Annotated in this window: 23 protein-coding genes; 5 read left to right on the forward strand and 18 right to left on the reverse strand. The window is 66.1% G+C overall.

Translation table 11 applies throughout. The features are described 5' to 3' along the window. Nucleotides 1–7: 7 nt before the first annotated feature. Nucleotides 8–337, reverse strand: a complete 330-nt coding sequence (locus tag ACX40Y_RS16935; protein ID WP_459120746.1) for a flagellar hook-basal body complex protein FliE — start codon at nucleotides 335–337, stop codon at nucleotides 8–10. 13 nt (nucleotides 338–350) lie between these two features. Beyond that, nucleotides 351–758: a flagellar basal body rod protein FlgC gene (flgC, locus tag ACX40Y_RS16940; protein ID WP_459120747.1), complete on the reverse strand. Its 408-nt coding sequence runs from the start codon at nucleotides 756–758 to the stop codon at nucleotides 351–353. 111 nt (nucleotides 759–869) lie between these two features. Here flgC and ACX40Y_RS16945 point away from each other — a divergent pair, with 111 nt between their 5' ends. Genes ACX40Y_RS16945 through fliP form a run of 3 tightly spaced genes read left to right on the forward strand, consistent with a single transcriptional unit; the run spans nucleotide 870 to nucleotide 2,609 of the window. Next, entirely contained in the window at nucleotides 870–1,106 is a 237-nt protein-coding gene (locus ACX40Y_RS16945; protein ID WP_459120748.1) for a FliM/FliN family flagellar motor switch protein, read from the forward strand. Next, nucleotides 1,106–1,867 carry a hypothetical protein gene (locus ACX40Y_RS16950; protein ID WP_459120749.1) on the forward strand — a complete coding sequence of 254 codons (762 nt, stop codon included), beginning with the start codon at nucleotides 1,106–1,108 and terminating at the stop codon, nucleotides 1,865–1,867. The genes ACX40Y_RS16945 and ACX40Y_RS16950 overlap by 1 nt, the downstream gene beginning before the upstream one ends. Beyond that, nucleotides 1,860–2,609, forward strand: coding sequence for a flagellar type III secretion system pore protein FliP (gene fliP / locus ACX40Y_RS16955; RefSeq protein ID WP_459120750.1), 750 nt, complete (start codon nucleotides 1,860–1,862; stop codon nucleotides 2,607–2,609). The genes ACX40Y_RS16950 and fliP overlap by 8 nt, the downstream gene beginning before the upstream one ends. Nucleotides 2,610–2,662: 53 nt before the next feature. Here the strand turns inward: fliP and ACX40Y_RS16960 are convergent, their stop codons facing one another. Together ACX40Y_RS16960 and ACX40Y_RS16965 are read right to left on the reverse strand one after the other, a co-directional pair. After that, nucleotides 2,663–2,899 carry a helix-turn-helix domain-containing protein gene (locus ACX40Y_RS16960; RefSeq protein ID WP_459120751.1) on the reverse strand — a complete coding sequence of 79 codons (237 nt, stop codon included), beginning with the start codon at nucleotides 2,897–2,899 and terminating at the stop codon, nucleotides 2,663–2,665. Then, nucleotides 2,899–3,687 (reverse strand): hypothetical protein, encoded by a 789-nt coding sequence (locus ACX40Y_RS16965; RefSeq protein WP_459120752.1) that lies wholly within the window; start codon nucleotides 3,685–3,687, stop codon nucleotides 2,899–2,901. The genes ACX40Y_RS16960 and ACX40Y_RS16965 overlap by 1 nt, the downstream gene beginning before the upstream one ends. On the opposite strand from ACX40Y_RS16965, the gene ACX40Y_RS16970 reads away from it, so the two are divergent. Beyond that, entirely contained in the window at nucleotides 3,614–4,288 is a 675-nt protein-coding gene (locus ACX40Y_RS16970; protein WP_459120753.1) for an acyloxyacyl hydrolase, read from the forward strand. The genes ACX40Y_RS16965 and ACX40Y_RS16970 overlap by 74 nt on opposite strands. A gap of 25 nt (nucleotides 4,289–4,313) precedes the next feature. On the opposite strand, the gene ACX40Y_RS16975 is transcribed toward ACX40Y_RS16970, so the two are convergent. The 14 genes from ACX40Y_RS16975 to ACX40Y_RS17040 form a co-directional block, all read right to left on the reverse strand. Beyond that, on the reverse strand, nucleotides 4,314–4,952 hold the full coding sequence (locus tag ACX40Y_RS16975) for a PilZ domain-containing protein (protein ID WP_459120754.1): 639 nt from the start codon (nucleotides 4,950–4,952) through the stop codon (nucleotides 4,314–4,316). Between the two features lie 99 nt (nucleotides 4,953–5,051). After that, entirely contained in the window at nucleotides 5,052–5,498 is a 447-nt protein-coding gene (locus ACX40Y_RS16980; RefSeq protein ID WP_459120771.1) for a hypothetical protein, read from the reverse strand. A 19-nt stretch (nucleotides 5,499–5,517) separates the two neighbouring features. Beyond that, the gene (locus ACX40Y_RS16985; protein ID WP_459120755.1) at nucleotides 5,518–6,363 is read right to left on the reverse strand and encodes a flagellar motor protein MotB; all 846 of its coding nucleotides are present in this window, start codon (nucleotides 6,361–6,363) and stop codon (nucleotides 5,518–5,520) included. Nucleotide 6,364: 1 nt separating this feature from the next. Beyond that, the gene (locus ACX40Y_RS16990) at nucleotides 6,365–6,682 is read right to left on the reverse strand and encodes a hypothetical protein (protein WP_459120756.1); all 318 of its coding nucleotides are present in this window, start codon (nucleotides 6,680–6,682) and stop codon (nucleotides 6,365–6,367) included. Between the two features lie 14 nt (nucleotides 6,683–6,696). After that, nucleotides 6,697–7,221 (reverse strand): chemotaxis protein CheD, encoded by a 525-nt coding sequence (locus ACX40Y_RS16995; RefSeq protein ID WP_459120757.1) that lies wholly within the window; start codon nucleotides 7,219–7,221, stop codon nucleotides 6,697–6,699. Further along, nucleotides 7,222–7,611 (reverse strand): response regulator, encoded by a 390-nt coding sequence (locus ACX40Y_RS17000; protein WP_459120758.1) that lies wholly within the window; start codon nucleotides 7,609–7,611, stop codon nucleotides 7,222–7,224. 1 nt (nucleotide 7,612) lies between these two features. Further along, nucleotides 7,613–8,656 (reverse strand): protein-glutamate methylesterase/protein-glutamine glutaminase, encoded by a 1,044-nt coding sequence (locus ACX40Y_RS17005; protein ID WP_459120759.1) that lies wholly within the window; start codon nucleotides 8,654–8,656, stop codon nucleotides 7,613–7,615. Then, complete coding sequence (locus tag ACX40Y_RS17010) at nucleotides 8,653–9,540, reverse strand: CheR family methyltransferase (RefSeq protein WP_459120760.1); 888 nt, start codon at nucleotides 9,538–9,540, stop codon at nucleotides 8,653–8,655. Before ACX40Y_RS17010 ends, ACX40Y_RS17005 begins: the two co-directional genes overlap by 4 nt. Further along, the gene (locus tag ACX40Y_RS17015; protein ID WP_459120761.1) at nucleotides 9,537–10,028 is read right to left on the reverse strand and encodes a chemotaxis protein CheW; all 492 of its coding nucleotides are present in this window, start codon (nucleotides 10,026–10,028) and stop codon (nucleotides 9,537–9,539) included. The genes ACX40Y_RS17010 and ACX40Y_RS17015 overlap by 4 nt, the downstream gene beginning before the upstream one ends. Further along, nucleotides 10,025–12,298 (reverse strand): chemotaxis protein CheA, encoded by a 2,274-nt coding sequence (locus tag ACX40Y_RS17020; RefSeq protein ID WP_459120762.1) that lies wholly within the window; start codon nucleotides 12,296–12,298, stop codon nucleotides 10,025–10,027. The genes ACX40Y_RS17015 and ACX40Y_RS17020 overlap by 4 nt, the downstream gene beginning before the upstream one ends. Continuing rightward, nucleotides 12,295–12,660: a response regulator gene (locus ACX40Y_RS17025; protein ID WP_459120763.1), complete on the reverse strand. Its 366-nt coding sequence runs from the start codon at nucleotides 12,658–12,660 to the stop codon at nucleotides 12,295–12,297. Before ACX40Y_RS17025 ends, ACX40Y_RS17020 begins: the two co-directional genes overlap by 4 nt. Next, the gene (locus ACX40Y_RS17030; RefSeq protein WP_459120764.1) at nucleotides 12,657–12,977 is read right to left on the reverse strand and encodes an STAS domain-containing protein; all 321 of its coding nucleotides are present in this window, start codon (nucleotides 12,975–12,977) and stop codon (nucleotides 12,657–12,659) included. The genes ACX40Y_RS17025 and ACX40Y_RS17030 overlap by 4 nt, the downstream gene beginning before the upstream one ends. Further along, the gene (gene motA / locus ACX40Y_RS17035; RefSeq protein ID WP_459120765.1) at nucleotides 12,952–13,836 is read right to left on the reverse strand and encodes a flagellar motor stator protein MotA; all 885 of its coding nucleotides are present in this window, start codon (nucleotides 13,834–13,836) and stop codon (nucleotides 12,952–12,954) included. Before motA ends, ACX40Y_RS17030 begins: the two co-directional genes overlap by 26 nt. 119 nt (nucleotides 13,837–13,955) lie before the next feature. After that, entirely contained in the window at nucleotides 13,956–16,382 is a 2,427-nt protein-coding gene (locus tag ACX40Y_RS17040; protein WP_459120766.1) for an HAD family hydrolase, read from the reverse strand. 113 nt (nucleotides 16,383–16,495) lie between these two features. Between ACX40Y_RS17040 and ACX40Y_RS17045 the strand changes: the two genes are divergently transcribed. Continuing rightward, nucleotides 16,496–16,858, forward strand: coding sequence for a flagellar biosynthesis regulator FlaF (locus tag ACX40Y_RS17045; RefSeq protein WP_459120767.1), 363 nt, complete (start codon nucleotides 16,496–16,498; stop codon nucleotides 16,856–16,858). Nucleotides 16,859–16,936: the final 78 nt, after the last annotated feature.

The following is a 16,936-nucleotide window of genomic DNA, read 5'->3' on the forward strand; positions in this document are numbered from 1 at the left end:
CCCGCCTTCAGATCTGCATGCGCATGATATCGGTATAGGCGCCGACCACGCGGTCGCGCACCGCCACCATCGTGTCGAGCGCGGTTTCGGCGGCGCCGATCGCGGTGACGACATCGATCAGATCGCCCTTGCCCGCGACCTGCTTGGCCGAGGCGGTCTCCGCGCTGCGCAGCTTGTCGGCCGTGCCGGTGACCAGCCCTTCGACCATCGCGCCGAAGCCCGACTGTTCGCCCGAGACGTCGCCGGCGCCGCCGAGGCCCCCAGCCGTGCCGAGGCCGCCGCCGATCGAGGCGACCCGGCCATAGGCCTTGGTCGCGTCCAATGCTCCGATGGACATGATGTGGTTTCCCTTACTTCAGCAGGTCGATGGTGCGCATCGTCAGGCTCTTGGCCGCTTCGATGGCGTTGAGATTGGCTTCGTAGCTGCGCTGCGCCGCCTTCATGTCGGCGCTTTCGATCAGCCCGTTGACGTTGGGCTTCAGGATATAGCCCTCCGCGTCGGCCGAGGGGTGACCCGGCTGATAGACGCGGACGAAATTCGACTTGTCGGTCTCGATCGAGTTGATCTTGACGCCGGTGGCGCCGGTCGCCCGATCCACCGCCGCCGAAAAACTGGCGACACGGCGCCGATAGGGGTCGCCGCCGGGCGTGGTGGCGAGCGAATCCTGGTTCGCCAGATTTTCGGCGATCACGCGCATCCGCAGCGATTGCGCGCGCAATCCCGAGGCGGAAACGCCAAGCGAAGCGTCCAAATCCATAGGGTCCTCCCTGGCCATCACGGCCTTCGATCCAATTGTAGGCAATTTTTGCCGGGACCGGCGTCGGGGGCGGAAAAAAGGTTCCTATAAGTCCAAGGGAAAGGGAGACGCATGTCGGTACTCGACGGAATCATGATCGAAATGTCGGTGGTGCTGGGGTCGACCCAGGTGCCGGTCCGGCAGATCCTGCAGATGAGCCGCGGGGCGATGATCCCGCTCGACTGCGGCCAGGACGATCCCAGCCTTGTCTATGTGAACGGCGAGCTGGTCGCCACCGGGCGCATCCTGGTGGACGGCGAAGTGATGTCGCTCGAAGTCTCGGAACTCGTGAAGAAGTCGCGCCCCTGATGGACCTCTTGTCGATGTTGCGTACGCTGGGCGCGTTGAGCCTGGTTCTGGGGATGCTGGCGGGGGCCTTGTGGACGGTCAAACGCTATGACCTGAAATTGCCGGGACGGATCAGCGGGGGCGGGCGCAAGCGCGTCGAACTCGTCGAGCGGCTGGCGGTTGACGGCAAGCGTTCGGTGGCGCTCATCCGCCGCGACGGATGCGAACACCTGATCCTGATCGGCCCGGAAGGCCATGCCACGATCGAAACCGGCATCGTCGCGCCGCCGCCGCCGGCTGCGCCCGAGCCCGTGGCCGAGGCGGCCGCGACGCCGCCCGCGCGGCTGGAAGGCGATATCGCTGCGCTCAAGGCCGGGATCGGCAAGATCGCCGCGCTGCCGCGCCAGTTCGATTTCGCCCGGCTGGTCGAGCGTGCCCAGGCCGGCAAGGCTGGCGACGATGCGGGCGATGGCGCCGCAGCCGAGCCCGAGGCCGCTGCCGACGCCGCTTTGACCGAGGCTGCGCCGGCGCCTGAGCCCGCAGCTGCGGCCGCACCGGCGATCGTGCCCGCCAATGACGTCGAGCCTGCCGAGGCGACGCCGGCAGCGGAGGCCGACGCGAAAGCCGCCACTGAGGCCGACGCCGAGGCGGACGGCGAAATCGAGGTTGCCGCCACCGCCGCTGCCGGCGGCCGGCGCCGCCGTGCCTCCACCCGGACCCGCGCCCCGCGCGACACGACGCGCTGGAACAAGCGCGCGGTGCGAGAGGCGCTCAATGCGTAAACCGCTCGCGGCGGCGGCGTTGCTGCTGGTCGTGCTGCCGATCGCGGCGCACGCCCAGACGCAAGGCATGCCGCCGCCCACGACGCAGATCAACATCGCCGGCGACAGCCAGCTGTCGTCCAAGGCGATCCAGCTCGTCATGATGCTGACGGTGCTCAGCCTCGCGCCGGGCCTGTTGATGACGATCACCAGCTTCACCCGCATGGTGGTGGCGCTGTCGCTGCTGCGCACCGGCCTGGGCGCGCCGGGCGTGCCGCCCAACCCGGTGATCATCAGCCTGGCGATGTTCCTGAGCTTCTTCGTGATGGCGCCGACGTTCGAGAAGGCGTGGAACGAGGGGGTGGACCCCTATACCAAGGGCAAGTTGACCGAGAAGGTGGCGTTCGAGCGCACCGCCGAGCCGTTCCGCGTGTTCATGCTGGGCCAGGTGCGCGACAGCGACCTGAAGCTGTTTGCCGACCTGTCGAACAAGAAGATCGAGAGCCGCGCCGAAACCCCGCTGGCGACGCTGGCGCCGGCCTTCATGATCTCCGAACTGCGCCGCGCGTTCGAGATCGGCTTCCTGTTGCTGCTGCCGTTCCTGGTGATCGACCTTGCCGTGTCCGCGGTGCTGATGGCGATGGGCATGATGATGCTGCCGCCACCGACGATCGCCTTGCCGATGAAGATCATCTTCTTCGTGCTGGTCGACGGCTGGGCGCTGGTGGCGGGCTCGCTGGTCAAGAGCTTCACGACGGGGTGAGGGGGCGGGCAAGCCGCGGCACCGAACCGCCCGGCATCCACGCTGTCGCCTCCCTAACTTCCTTCCTCTGCTCGTAGATCATTATCGGACGGCTCGTAATCGAGCAGGTCGCCCGGTGTGCAATCGAGATAGCGGCAGATTGCCGCCAGCGTGGCGAACCGAACGCCCTTTACCCGGCCCGATTTCAGCAGCGACAGGTTCGACTCGGTGATCCCGATCGCTTCGGCCAGTTCCTTGGAGCGGACCTTGCGGCGCGCGAGCATGACATCGAGGTTGACGATGATCGGCATCAGACGAAGCTATCCAGGTCTCGTCGCGCTTCCAGGCCGGCCTCGATCGCCCAGATCGCCGCATAGGCCGCAAACGCAAGCAACAGTCCACCTCCGATCTTGTCGAGATAGATATAGAGTTCCACCTTTTCGCCGGCCGGCGTGCCGGGCGATAGAATCGTAGCCAGCAAGCTATCGTAGATCGGGCTCGTCAGCGCCCACAGAATGGCGGCAATCGCAGACAGTCGTAGCCAGCGCAGCGCACGCGGAAGGGCATCGGGTTCATTTGCCCCGAGCCGCCGCAACGCCAGCCCAACGCCCAGCAGCAGAAACGCGAACGGGCCTAGGTTGATTGCCTCGACGGCAGCAAGGCCGAGCCGGACATCGGCACGAGCGACATAGGCTTCGAAGTTTCGCCGCGCGTCCGTGGTCGCGAGCACGGCGAATTGCACGTCTTGATCGAGCAATTGGATCGGCTGCGCACGCCAGGCGCAAGGTTCGTCACCGCCGCAGATCGGCGACGCACCCGGCGAAATTCCCGCCACTGCGATCACGATCGTCGTTATTGCCGCAGCGAGCAGGAAGACCGCCCCGATCGCGCGGCACAGTCCGGCCTTCCTGGGGGGCAAGCCATAGCTGTTGCGCATCATATTCTTTCTGTTTGACGAAAAGATATTGCCATCATACACCATGGCTGCGGCTGGACGATAGCCGTGCCATTCGGGAAATACCAACATGAAGGGATGGAATCTGGGCGTCCTCGGCGCGATCCTGACGCTCGCCTCCGGCAACGCGCCGGCGCAGAGCATCGCGCCTTCCGCTGCGGACAAGGCGCGATCGGAAATCGCGATCGGCGTCTTCCGGCACGGCGCCGATTTCCACCCGCTGGGCAGTTCGCTCGCCTTCAACCTGCCCGATTTGCCGGACGGGCAGGTGTATGAAGGCATGGAGGAAGATGGCACGACCGACGTACAACTGGTCTTCCGGAGCAGGCCGCTGCGCGCGCTTCTGAAGCCCCGGCTGACCGGGAAGCTGCAAGTCAACGTCGACGGTCGGACCAGCTTTGCCAGCGTCGGTGCCGAATGGCGGCAGCACGTTCTGGGCGGGCGGCTATATGGCCAGGCGGGTATCGGCGTGACAGTGATCGACGGATATCGTTTCGTGCCGGATCCCTTCGCACCGGGTTTGTCTGCGGGGGAGGCGCAGCGCCGATACGACATTTATCTGAGGCGGACCTCGTTCGGATCGAAGGTGCTTTTCAACCCGAACGCCTCGATCGGTGTGCGATTGACAGAAAAGTTGGCAGTCGAGCTAGCGTGGGAGCATTACAGCCATCGTCGGCTGTTCTCGGATCAGAACCCAGGGATCGATAATGTAGGTATCCGGCTGGTGCACCGCTTCGGGCGCTGAAGCCGCTCCCGGCGCAGCCCGCGAGTCAATGCGCGACGTCGAGCTGGCCCAGCCAGTCGGCGAGTTCGGCGTAAGGGACCATGTCGATGAAGGCGATGCCGACCTCGCCGTCGCGCGACCAGCGCACGGTGCAGGGGCGGGGGGCGAGGCCGGGAATCGCCACCGTCATCACCCGATCGAGATCGGGCTGGCCGGCGATGCGCAGGCGCGCGCCGCTTTGCGAGATGTTGTTGACGACGATCTGGAACGACACGCCGTTGCAGACCAGCCGGGCAGGGCAGTCGACGTCGAAGCGCGGCGCGCGGGGCACGGCGCGGTGCAGCCGGGCCGATGGCGTGGTGCCGCGCGCCGTGGCGAGCACCTTTTCGACGTTGATCGGCGCGCCGAAATGGACGCCGGCGCGGCCATCATGACTCCACACGACCTGGCCCGACAGCCGCTGGCCGCAGCGCAGTTCGACGGTGATGTCGGTGTCGATCTCGATCGGACGGCGCGATTCGACGAGCATGCCGCTGGCCGAGAGGTTGCGGACGCGGCACAGCTGCTCGCCCTTCTCTTCGCTGAGCAGTTTTCCGACCATGAGCGTGGTGACCGTGCGCGGGGCGCGATCGACCCAGCTGGGCGCCTGCTGCTCACTGCTCAGTTCTTGTTCGGCCGCGCGCACTGCTTTCCTCCGCGGCACATGCGAGAGGGCATGCGCCTTCCTTCACTCATTATAGGATGTTGTGGGAACGAGCGGTGGCCGCCCCACGCGATGTTTCGATCAGGCGGGGTTCGCCGCGGTGACGGCGACCTTCTGTACCACCTTGGGCCCGAATGCCTCGACGGCGGCCGCGTCGACGACCTTGCGGAAGGCGTCGAGATCGGGGAGCATGCCGTCCGGGCCGGCTGCCAGCGGCGTCCGATAGGTGCGCATGTTGATCGCGTGGAGCAGCAGCGGCACGCGCTGGGCGACATAGTCGGCCTTGGCCTCGGGCACTTCGAGTTGGACCTCGAGCGAGGCATAGCCGGCGAGGCGGCCATCGGCGAAGACCAGCGGGGCGAGGATCTTGCCGGTGGGCACGAACTTGCCCGCTTCGGGCAGCTCGGCTTCCTTTTCCGCCGCGGCCGCGGCGCCATCGCCGCCGACGCCGAGCATCCGGATCGTCGCGAACGCCGCGCCGCCGCCGAGCGCGAGCCCGGCGATCAGCACGACGACGAGGAACAGCATCTTCTTCACGGCGATCCCCTCAGAACCGGAAGCTGGAATCGCTGGGCAGCGCCGATGTTTCGCCCTTCAGCACGATGCTGATGCGGCGGTTTTCGGCGCGATCCGGCTGATCGGGATAGACGGGCTGGGTGGCGCCGAGCGCGACCACCTCGGCAAAGCGATCCGGCGTGACGCCATCGGCGATCAGCGCCGAGCGGGCGGCGAGCGCACGCTGGCCGGAGAGCAGCCAGTTGGCATCGCTCTGGCCGCCGGCGCCATCGGTATGCCCCTCGATCGCGATCTGCGCGCCGATCGAGGCGATCTTTGCGGCCACCTTGGCCAGCACCGCGCGGGCATAGGGATTGAGCTCGGCGGTGTTGGGCTTGAACATCGACTGCTGGTCGGTGTCCATCAGCGTGATCCGCAGGCCCTGGCGATCGGGCTGGATGTCGATGTTTTTCTTGCCCTGGTTCTGCGGCATCGATTCGAGCGCGATCTGGAGCTCGGACGCCATCACGCGCATCGTCGCGGGCACATCGGCGGTGCCGCCGCGCGCAGTGCCGGCGGATGCCGCCTCGAAGGTGGGCTGGCCCTTGGCGGGGCTGGGATCGGCCTCCGAACGACGGGTGGGGCCGCCCGCGCCGGGCGCGGTGTTGAGGACCGGCGTCGACGGACCGCTGTCCGCGATCGTCGGCGAGAAATATTTGGCGAGGCCCTTCAGCCGGTCCTTGTCCGGATTGGAAATCAGCCAGAGCAGCATGAAGAAGGCCATCATCGCGGTCACGAAGTCGGCATAGGCCACCTTCCACGCGCCGCCGTGATGGCCGCCCGCGACCTTCTTGACCTTCTTGACGATGATCGGCCGAACGTCCCCCCCGCGGGCCATGTCAGTTACCCTTCAGCGCCGCGCGCAAGCGATCCTGGACGGCGCCGAGCCGGACATGGCTGATCGCGGACAGCGAATCCTCGCCGCCGGCGATCCGCTCGAGCAGGTTCACGCACTCGTCGGCGTGCTGGATCAGATAGTCGAACGCCTGGAGCTGTTCGAGATAGTTGGCGGCGAAATGTTCGTCGCACACCAGCACCTCGGCAAGGCCCTCGAGCTTCTTGCTGATCTCGCGGATCTCGCCGGCCATCACGCTGTGCAGCACGCCCGCGAACGGATCGTAGCCGGGCATGGGCTGCGGGGCGGTTGGCTCTGACATGGGCAGGCACGACATCAGAAAAGCTCCAGTTCTCCGCCGGGCTCGGGCATCGGCGGGGGTGCGACGGGACGTTCGGGGACGCGCTCCGCCACTTTCGTGCAGCGGCTCTTGCCCTCGTGCGGCAGGAATTCGATCTTGCGCGCAAGCGTGCCGCCGAGATCGCAATGGGCAATCGAGATGCCCTCCGTTTCCATGAACCGCCGCGCAAAGGCGGCGTTGGACGAGCCGATCCCCCCCAGGCCGGAAATGATGTTGGCACCACCATAAAGATGCGCCTGCAGCCGCGTGCGCGATGCGCCCTTGGCCATCATGCCGTTGATCAGCAACTCCATCGCATGGACCCCGTAGCGGGCCATGTCCGCATTCGAGACCTTGTGGTCCGCGCCCGGCTCGCCGAGCAGGAAATGGTTCATGCCGCCGACCTTGGCGACGGGGTCGTACAGGCACGCGGCGACACAGCTACCCAACAGCGTCGAGACGACGATATGGGGTTCCGCGATCACTGCGTTTTCGCCCTGAACGATGGAGACTCTGCGCATTTAGGTGAGCTCGCCGAAAACGCGTTCGATCTTCTCCTTCAGCGCCGCGGGCGCGAAGGGCTTGACGACGTAGTTGTTGACACCCAGCGCGGCCGCCTTCTGGACGACCTCGCGATCTGCGGAACCGGTGAGCATGATGAACACCGTCTTTCCGATCACGGCATCGCCGCGGACCGCCTCCAGGAACTGGAGGCCGTCCATCTCGGGCATGTTATAGTCCGAGATGATCAGGTGGACGCGATCGCTCTTGACCGCCTGCAGCGCTTCGGTAGCGCTCGGTTTGTCGCGGACGTCCTTGAAACCGAGATCCTGAAGTGCGCGACGGATCATCGCGCGCATACTGGTCTGATCGTCCACGACCATGACCTTGATCTGAGATGCTGCGGGCATTTTAAGCGCTCCCAACCTTAACCGTTTCGCGGCAGGCCTTTAACAGGGCCTCCGGTATCGCTGACAAACCCACTTCGCGTTCCACTGCGCCGAGCTCCTTGGCGGCGCGGGGCATGCCCCACACCACGCAGGTTTCGCGGCTCTGCCCGAGCGTGCGGGCACCGGCCCGACGCATCGCCAGGAGCCCCTGGGCGCCGTCGCTGCCCATCCCGGTAAGGATGGCACCGACGGCAGCCGGCCCGAGCTTTGCAACCGAATGGAACAGCACGTCGACCGACGGTCGGTGACCCGTCACCGGATCGCCGTGCAGCAGCCGGATCCGGCCGTTGATTCCGCCTGAGAGCTCCATGTGCATATCGCCTCCAGGAGCAATATAGACGGTCCCGGGCATGATCTGGTCGCCATCCGTAGCTTCCACCACCTTCACCCGGCACTCGGCATCGAGACGCGACGAGAAGCTCTTGGTGAAGGTTGCCGGCATGTGCTGGACGATCAGCACCGGCGGGCAATCCTCCGGCAGCGAAGGCAGCACCGAGAACAGCGCCTCGACGCCGCCGGTCGACGAGCCGATCGCGATCAGCTTGCCCGATCCGCCGCCGCTGCCGACGCTCGGCTGTGCGGGCAGGCGCTGCGGCCCGGCGCGCGCCACCGAACGGGCGGCCGTCTTCACCTTTTCGCACAGCAGGTGCGCGTCGCGCTCGATATCCTCGGGCGTGCCGCTCGGCTTGGTGACATAGTCGACCGCGCCGAGGCGCAGCGCCTCGATCGTCACTTCCGCACCGCGGGCGGTGAGGGTGGAGCACATCACCACCGGCATCGGCCGGAGGCGCATGATCCGTTCGAGGAAGGACAGGCCGTCCATGCCCGGCATTTCGACGTCGAGCGTCAGCACGTCGGGGTTGAGCGCCTTGATCATGTCCCGTGCCGCGAACGGCTCCGGCGCGGCGCCGACCACTTCGATCTCGGGATCCGCCGAAAGCATCCGCTTCAGCGTCGCCCGCATCGAGGCACTGTCGTCGACGATGAGGGTGCGTACGCGATTCATGCCCTGGACTCCGGCTTCTGGTAGATGGTGTGCCCGCACGACCGCATCTTGGTCGCGGCGGGCCCGATCAGCCGCTCCGAATGACCGATGTAGAGAAAAGCGCCAGGTGCGAGCTGCTCGACGAAGCGATGCTCGAGCTCTTCCTTGGCCGGGTCCCCGAAATAGATCATCACGTTACGGCAGAAAATAACATCATAGGCGGCTTTCAGCGGCCATGGTTCGAACAGGTTGAGTTCTTTCGCGGTCACCAGCTGGCGCGCTTCGTCGGCCATGACGAACCCGCCCGGGGCAGGCTTCATCCAGGCCGAGCGATAGGGCTCCGGCACGCCGTTCGCGATCTGCTCCGAATAGACGCCCTTGCGAACCGATTCGACCACGTGCGGCGCGATGTCGGTCGCCAGCAGGCGGACATCGGCATGACGAAGCCACCCGGCCGAGCTGCGGTTCGGCCCGAGCAGGCACATCGCGATCGTATAGACTTCCTCGCCCGACGAGCAGCCCGCCGACCAGATCCGGATCGGCCCCTGCCGACGCTGGAGCGAGGGCAGGACGTGTTCCCGGAAATGATCGAAATGATGCGGCTCGCGGAAGAAGTGCGTGTGATTGGTCGTCAGCGCGACGACCATCGCATGCCGCTCCTCCGCGTCGCGGTGGACCAGATCGATATAATCGCTGAACCGCGACAGCCCGAATTTCCGCAATCGACGCGCCAACCGCGACTGGACGAGCGTCGTCTTCGCCTCGCTCAGCGCGATACGTGCGTCTTCGTGCATGATGGCGGCAATCGCGGCGAAATCACGCGGGGTGAGTTCTGCCGGCGCCTGGGTGGCCGCCATGCTGTTCGCGACGCCGGCGGACGCCGCGGCGCCCCCGGCGGGGCTCATGCGGCCAGATCCAGATGCTTGGTGAGGCTGAGCGCCTCGAGATCGAGCAGCAGGACCATGCTGCCATTTTCGTCGCGCGTGCCATCCTTGGCGCGGGTGGCGATGCGGACGAGGCCGGCGATCACGCTTTCCTCGACCGTCTCGATCGCCGGTGCCGGCTGGATCTCGTTGACGTTGATGCCGACAATGTCGTTCACCTCGTCCACCAGGAAGCCCGCCTGCTTGCCTGCGATGTTGACCACCAGGATGCACGACCGGGCGTGCAGCACGCTCGGTTCCCAGCCCAGCCGTTCGGCGAGGCCGACGACGGGGATGACGTTGCCGCGCAGATTGGTGACGCCCTTGATGAAGCTGGGGACGTTCGGAAGCGGCGTCGGCTCGTCCCACTCGCGGATTTCGATGAGCGCACTCATGTCGATTCCGAAGATCTGCTTCGCGAGGGAGAAGGTGACGATCTTGCGATCGTCGGCGGAGTCGGCGTTACTCATGCTGCCAGTCCTTTCGGCGTGAATCGGGTGGGCGAGGAAACCAGCGCCTCGATGTCGAGAATCAGCGCGATCGAACCGTCACCAAGGATGGTCGCGCCGCCGAGGCCGCGGATCGGATGAAGATTCTGGTCGAGGCTCTTGATCACCACTTCGCGGCGATCGTCGATCGTATCGACGACGAGACCGACCTTGCCCGAGCTTTCGCTCTCGACGATGACCACCAGCGAGTCTTCGACGGCGCGGTCGTCGTTCAGGCCGAAGATCTCGGTCGCACGCTTCACCGGCAGATATTCGCCGCGCATGTCGATCACTTCGTGGTCGGGTGCGGTGCGCTTCACCTGCCCCGGCTCGGGCTGGATCGTCTCCAGCACGTGGGTGAGCGGCAGGACGAAGCGCTGGCCGGCGAGCCGCACGATCATGCCGTCCAGGATGGCCAGCGTGAGCGGCAGGATCATCGTGAAGGTCGTGCCTTCGCCCGGCACCGAGTGGATCTCGACGCGGCCGCCCAGGGCTTCCACGTTCGAGCGCACCACGTCCATGCCGACGCCGCGACCCGAGATGTTCGAGATCTTCTCCGCAGTGGAGAAACCCGGTGCGCAGATCAGCTGATCGATTTCCTCGTTCGTCAGCTGCGCATCGGCGCTGATGATGCCTTTTTCGACCGCCTTGGCGCGAACGCGCTCGCGGTTGATGCCGCGGCCATTGTCCGCGACGCGCACGAAGATGCGGGCACCCTTCTGCTCGGCCGACAGCTTGATCGTGCCGGCGGGGTCCTTGCCCGCCGCGATCCGTTCCTCGGCGCTTTCCAGGCCGTGATCGGCGGCGTTGCGGATCATGTGGGTCAGCGGGTCGCCGATCTTCTCGATCACGCCCTTGTCGACTTCGGTCGTCTCACCGATCGTCTCGAGGTTGATCTGCTTTCCGGTCTCGACCGAAAGATCGCGGAGCATGCGCGGCACGCGGCTGAAGGCCTGCCGGATCGGCTGGGCGCGCAGCGACATGACGTTGTCCTGGATCTGCCGGGTGAGGCGGGCCAGTTCGGGCAGTTCGACGCGCTGGCGATCGGCCGGCGAGAGCCGGTCGGCCAGGATCGAGTTGCGGATCACCAGCTCGCCGACGAGGTTCAGCAGAAGGTCGAGCTTGATGAGATCGACGCGGATGGTCTGCGCGGCTTCGTTGGCCGGCTTTGCCGGACCGCCACCGCCGCCAGCACTTCCGCCGCCACCGGGTCCACCGGGCGTGCCGCCACCGCCGGCCGGCGGCGTTGCCGCCGCAGCCGGGGCAGGGGCGGCTTCAGGTGCCGCCGCGACGGGTGCAGGTGCGGGCGCGGGCGCCGGGACGGCAAAATCCTCGACCATCGCCGTTACCGGCACGAACGGAATCTCGTCACCACCTTCAAGCTTCGCCTCGATCGATCCGTCGGCGGGCGGCGCGGCCTCGTCGACGCCGCCGACGCGGCTGATCTCGATGATCGAATCGGGCGCGACGAAGTCGAAACAGTCGGAGATGTCGCTTTCCGGCACTTCGGCCGGCATGCTGATCACCCAGGTGAAATAGCTTTCCTCGGGATCCAGATCGCGCAGCGACGGCACCGCGCCGAGTTCGACGGATTCGACGGTAGCGTTGAGCCCTTCGAGCTCGCGGATCGTGAGCAGCGGTTCACCGGCATTCGCCAGCGCGGCGCGCGACGGCTTGAAGCGGACGCGCCAGCCACCGGCTTCGGACTCGCTGCCGCCGGCGGGCGCATCGAAGTCGTCGAGCGATACATGGACCGGGCGGAAGCCGAATTCGTCTTCCTCCTCGGCCGGCGCCGCAGGGGCGGCCGGCGGCGGCGGCGCGGCGGCCGCGGGCGGTGCCGCAGGCGCGGCATCGCCATCGGGCACGCCCTTGTTGGCGAGAATCTGCTCGAGCGCGGTCAGGGCGGCCTGGTCGTTCGGCCGGGGTGAATTGCCCTTCGCAGCCTCGACATGGTCCGACAGCACGTCGAACGAGCTGAGCATCACCCGGATCACGCCCGGCGTCGGCACGATCTTTCCGGCGCGCACCTCGTCGAGCACATTCTCGAACTTGTGCGCGAAGGCGGTCAGGTCCGAATGGCCGAAGGCGCCGGCGCCACCCTTGATCGAGTGGATCGCGCGGAACACGCCGGCAATGGTCTCGGCGGACAGGTCGCCGCCCTGCATCGCCGACAGGCCTTCCTCGGCCGTCGTGAGGCCCTCAGTGCATTCTTCGAAGAAGATTGCCTGGATATCGTCGAAATCGTCGCTCACGGGCAGACGCGGCGGATCGCCGCTCCCAGCTTGACGGCCTCAAAGGGCTTGGTGATCCAGCCGGTGGCACCGGCCGAGCGGGCGCGCGCCTTCTTCTCGTCCGAGAATTCGGTCGAGAGCACCAGGATCGGCACGCCCTTGAACTCGGGCACCTTGCGTACGGCCTCGATCAGCTCGAACCCGTCCATCTTCGGCATGTTGATGTCGGTGATGAGCAGGTCTGGCTTGACCTCGTGCATCCGCTCCAGTCCGTGCTGGCCGTCATTGGCGCTTTCGATCCGAAAGCCCTGCGAGGTCAGCGAGGTCTTGAGGAGCATGCGCATGCTCGCGGAATCGTCGACGGTAAGGATCAGCTTGGTCACAGAAGGTCTCCGGTATCGATGCCGATCGCTGCGGAAAGCTGACAGCGGTTCACACGATCGGTGAAGGCAGTGCTGGGGTTGACGATGGTAAAGCTCTTGCCGGCCGCTTCGGCGTCCGCATGGGCGGCGACGAGAAGCTGGAGGACCGCCTGGCCGATGCTCTCGACCTGCGAGGCATCCACCTCGATCGGGCCGTCGGAATCGAGCGCGCCGAGCAGGCGGGCATGAAGGTCCGCCGCCGTGACGGTGGTCCCGTGCGCGGGGAGGGCGAGCGCGTCGTCCGCGTCGACCTCAAGCGGTGGCAGGTGTGAGTCCATTTTTTGCCTCGTCGAGTGCGGTTTCGAGTTGCTGGAAGCTTGGCGCATAGGCCGACGGCGTCATGCGGCGGGCGATCTCCACGGCCACCTGCACCGGCTGGTTCTGGGCGTAGGCGACGATGGCGGTCTTCACGATGGTGAAGGGCTTGGAATCCCCCTCGATCGTCTCGAGCAGCTTGCCCGCCAGCGGGGCGACCACGCAGTAGGAGAGAAGCACGCCCAGGAAGGTACCGACCAGTGCGCCGCCGATCATCGCACCCAGGATCTCGGTCGGCTGATCGATCGAGCCCATCGTCTTGATGACGCCGAGAACGGCCGCGACGATGCCGATGGCGGGCAGGCCGTCGGCCATCAGTTGCAGCGCGTGCTGCGGCGCGGTTTCCTCGTGGTGATGCTTTTCGATATCGGCTTCCATCGCCGATTCCAGCTGATGCGGGTCTTCGAAATTGACCGTCATCATGCGCAAATAGTCGCACATGAACTCGATCAGATGATGATCCTTGAGCAGCCGTGGATAGGGCTTGAAGAGATCGCTCTCCTCGGGCTTGTCGAGATGCGGTTCGATGCCGGTCGCGCCGCTTTTCTTGAACAGCGACAGCATCGTGAACAGCAGGGTGAGCAGATCGGTATAGTCGCTGGCCTTCCAGCGGCCGCCCTTGAAGGCGCGCATGAGGCCGGCGCCGGCCTTCTTGACCGTCGCCATCGAGTTGCCGACGATGAAGGCGCCGATGGCGGCGCCGCCGATCGCCATCATTTCGTGGGGCAGCGCGTGGCTGATGATCTCGAACTTGCCGCCCGAGATCACGAAGCTGCCGAACACGCAACCGAGGATGATGAGGAAACCGACTGCGTTCAGCATGGTGGACTCAAGTTCTTTCCCTGTGTTTCAAGAATTATAGGATGGTTTGGCTGGCGAGCGGTGGATCGGGAATTCTGCTTAGCGCAAAGGGTGAATTTACCGCCGGTTCGCCCCCTCCATCACCGCTGGACGCCCGGGGCGTGGACCGGGCTGGGCTGGCGCGGCGCCGGCTGGGCCACCGCGACCTCGCGCCGGGCGATCGGGCGAAACACCACCGCCAGCATCATCGGCGCATCGTCTTCGCGCGGCGGCGGCGGCACCATCATGAAGGCGAACTCGTCGTTGCAGTGGAACAGGTTCGGCGCGACCTGGGCCATGCCCTCGAGCGACGGCGAGGCGTCGACCTCGCTGCCGCCGATCTGTTCCTTGTCGTTGAGGAAGCGGCCGACGGGCATGAAGCTGGTGCTTTCGACCTGAACCCAGTCGAACAGCTGGCCGAACTGGATACCCACCGAGAAGCGGCAATCGCCGATCGGGATCGGCGCGAGATAATAGCCGTCATGCGTCGGCGTGGCGGTGACGTTGCCGGTCGAGACATTGGTGCCGTCGGCGACGATCACCGGGAGCGAGATCGAGCTGTCGACGAAATCGGCATATTTGAGCGGGAGGCCGAAGCGCCGCTGGGTCAGCAGCGACAGCTTGATCGGCAGCCCCTCGCCGTCGAGCTCGGCGGGCAGATACATGCGGTTCGCGCCTTTCATGTAGAACAGGCCGCGCTGGCGCAGACCGCGACGCGCGATCGCCGGATCGAACAGCGACACGGTGTCGTCCACGCCCAGGTTGATGTCGTGCTCGAACGCGTCGAGCACTGCCAACTCGCGGGCCAGCGGCAGGTACATCAGCCGGCCGAGCGCGGCGGCGGCGGCGCGGCGCCACATCGGCGCTTCGTCGGCCGTCTCGGCGCGCACGCGGACGGCGGCCTGCGCCGTCTCGAAGCGGAGCGCGCCCGCCTGGATCCGTTCGCGAACGGCACTCTGGCGGGACTTGATGCTGTTGCCGGCCCGGATCGGCGTGCCATTGGGCAGATAATCGACGGTCGAGCCCTGGGCGGCGGTGCAGACCTGCTCCAGCACGGCGACGTTGGCGCACAGCGCCTCGAGCGTGGTGGCGTCGTAGTCCGCCTCGCCGATCATGCCCTTCTTGTCGCAGCCGCTGCGATATTGCTCGCGCAGCAACAGGTACCGGCCGGCAACATGAACGTCGAACGTCTTGCGCAGCAGCGCATCGACATCGTTTTGCACCGAGCCGTTATAGCCCAGGTCGATCAGCATGAGCGTGTCGCCCGGCGCCGGATCGGCGGTGGCACGGACATGGGCGACCAGCCGGTCGGCAAAGCCGCGGCCCGCCTTCAGGATCTGCTTCATCCGCGCCGGCTTGCGCACCGCACGCAGGAAGGCGGGGCGGCGGCCGGTCACTTCCGGCAGATCGTTCATCAGCAGCATCGCTTCGTGCCGCGGGATCAGCAACTGCTTCACCACCGCGTCGAGATCGCTGAAGATTTCGAACTGAAGATAACGCTCGACCGCCTTCTCGCTGACCAGCGACGCGGCGGTCGCGGTGAAGCGGCTGATTTCGACCGCATGGCCGGGGGCAGGGTGGGCCGAAGTCTGATGGACCTGCATCGGCAAATAGCCGTCGCGCATCATGAACAGCCAGTGGACCTTGCCGCCGCGTTCGGCCTCGATCGCGGCCGCCTCGGCCTGGAGCCAGCGCTCGAAGGCATGGAATATCGGGCCAAGCACGGCGAAGCCGAGCGCTTCGGCCGCGTCGTCGATCTGCGGTTCAACGGAGGCGAGCGTGGCGCGATGCGGCTGTTGCGCATTGATCGTGCCCGCAGCCTGGGGATGCAAAATGGCGTCGACCGTCGCTTCAAGGCGTAGCCGCTGGTCGGTGTCAGCGGCGAACTGGCGCAGATGGAGTGTCTGGACGCCAAAGCGGGCGACGCCGTCGACATCCGCCTTGGCGTTGTCGCCGATGTGAAGGATCGCCTGCTTCGCCACCTTCAAGTCGCGCAGCACCAGTTCATAGAGACCCTCAGCCTTGGACTTGCCAAAGGTCGAAGAACAGAAGATGCGGTCGATCATCGCCGCGACGTCATCGCCGGCGGCACGCGCGATCAGGCGGCGCAGCTGGCCGGCATCGAGATAGGTATCGGAAACGATCACCACGCTAACGCCGCGGGCATGGGCATTGCGCATTAGCTCAACGGTCGGAGCGAATGCGAAACAGTGGCGCGCTTCCGCATCCAGTTCATGCTCGATTGCGGCATCGATCGCGCTCCGGTTCGCCGTCGGGAACAGCTCGCGATAGATGTCGGCGATGCGAACCTCGTTGCGGCTCTCCTGGACGAGCGCTGCGGTTCGCGCGCGCACTTCGGCCCATTGGCGCTGTGGCGCGGTGATGCCGGGCAATGCCTGGAAGATGCAACTCGGCGCGTGGCAGTCGCGCCACAGCAGCGTATCGAAACAGTCGAGCGACAGCAGCTTGACCTGATCACGCCCGTCGAGCGCGGTCGGCAAGTCGTGCGGAAGAATGAAGTCGGCCAATGCTTTTTCCCTGGAGGCACGCCCACAGCATCGGGACGCATGAATCTTATAGGAAGGCCGGCGCACAGGGCGGCAAAATCTTCCTAGAATGGAGGACGAGCAAAGGAGTCACGATGACCATCAATGCCTATCAGGCGGCCCGAAGCCGGGCCGAGACGCCCCGCGCAGCGGAATTGCGGCTGATGCGCGAAATCACCGGAGAGATGATGGCGGCGCACGAGGCGGGCCTGAAGGGCGCGCTGCTGATGCCGTCGCTCTATCGCAACCGCGAAATGTGGTCTGCGTTCGTCACCGACTGCGGTGCCCGCGGCAATGGCCTCCCCAACGATTTGCGCGCGAAGATTATCTCGCTCGGCCTGTGGGTCGATCGGTTCACCAGCGACGTGGTCGCCGGTCGCGAATCGATCACCGAGCTGGTGCAGGTCAACCGGACGATCATGGAAGGCCTGGACACCTATCAGCGGGTCGCGGCCTGAGCCAAGCCGCAGCGCGGATCGAAAAGCCCCCGCAACCCAAGCTGCGGGGGCTTTTTCATGGTGTCCGGCGGCGGCGAT

The sequence above is a fragment of the Sphingomonas sp. RS6 genome, from assembly GCF_054489705.1.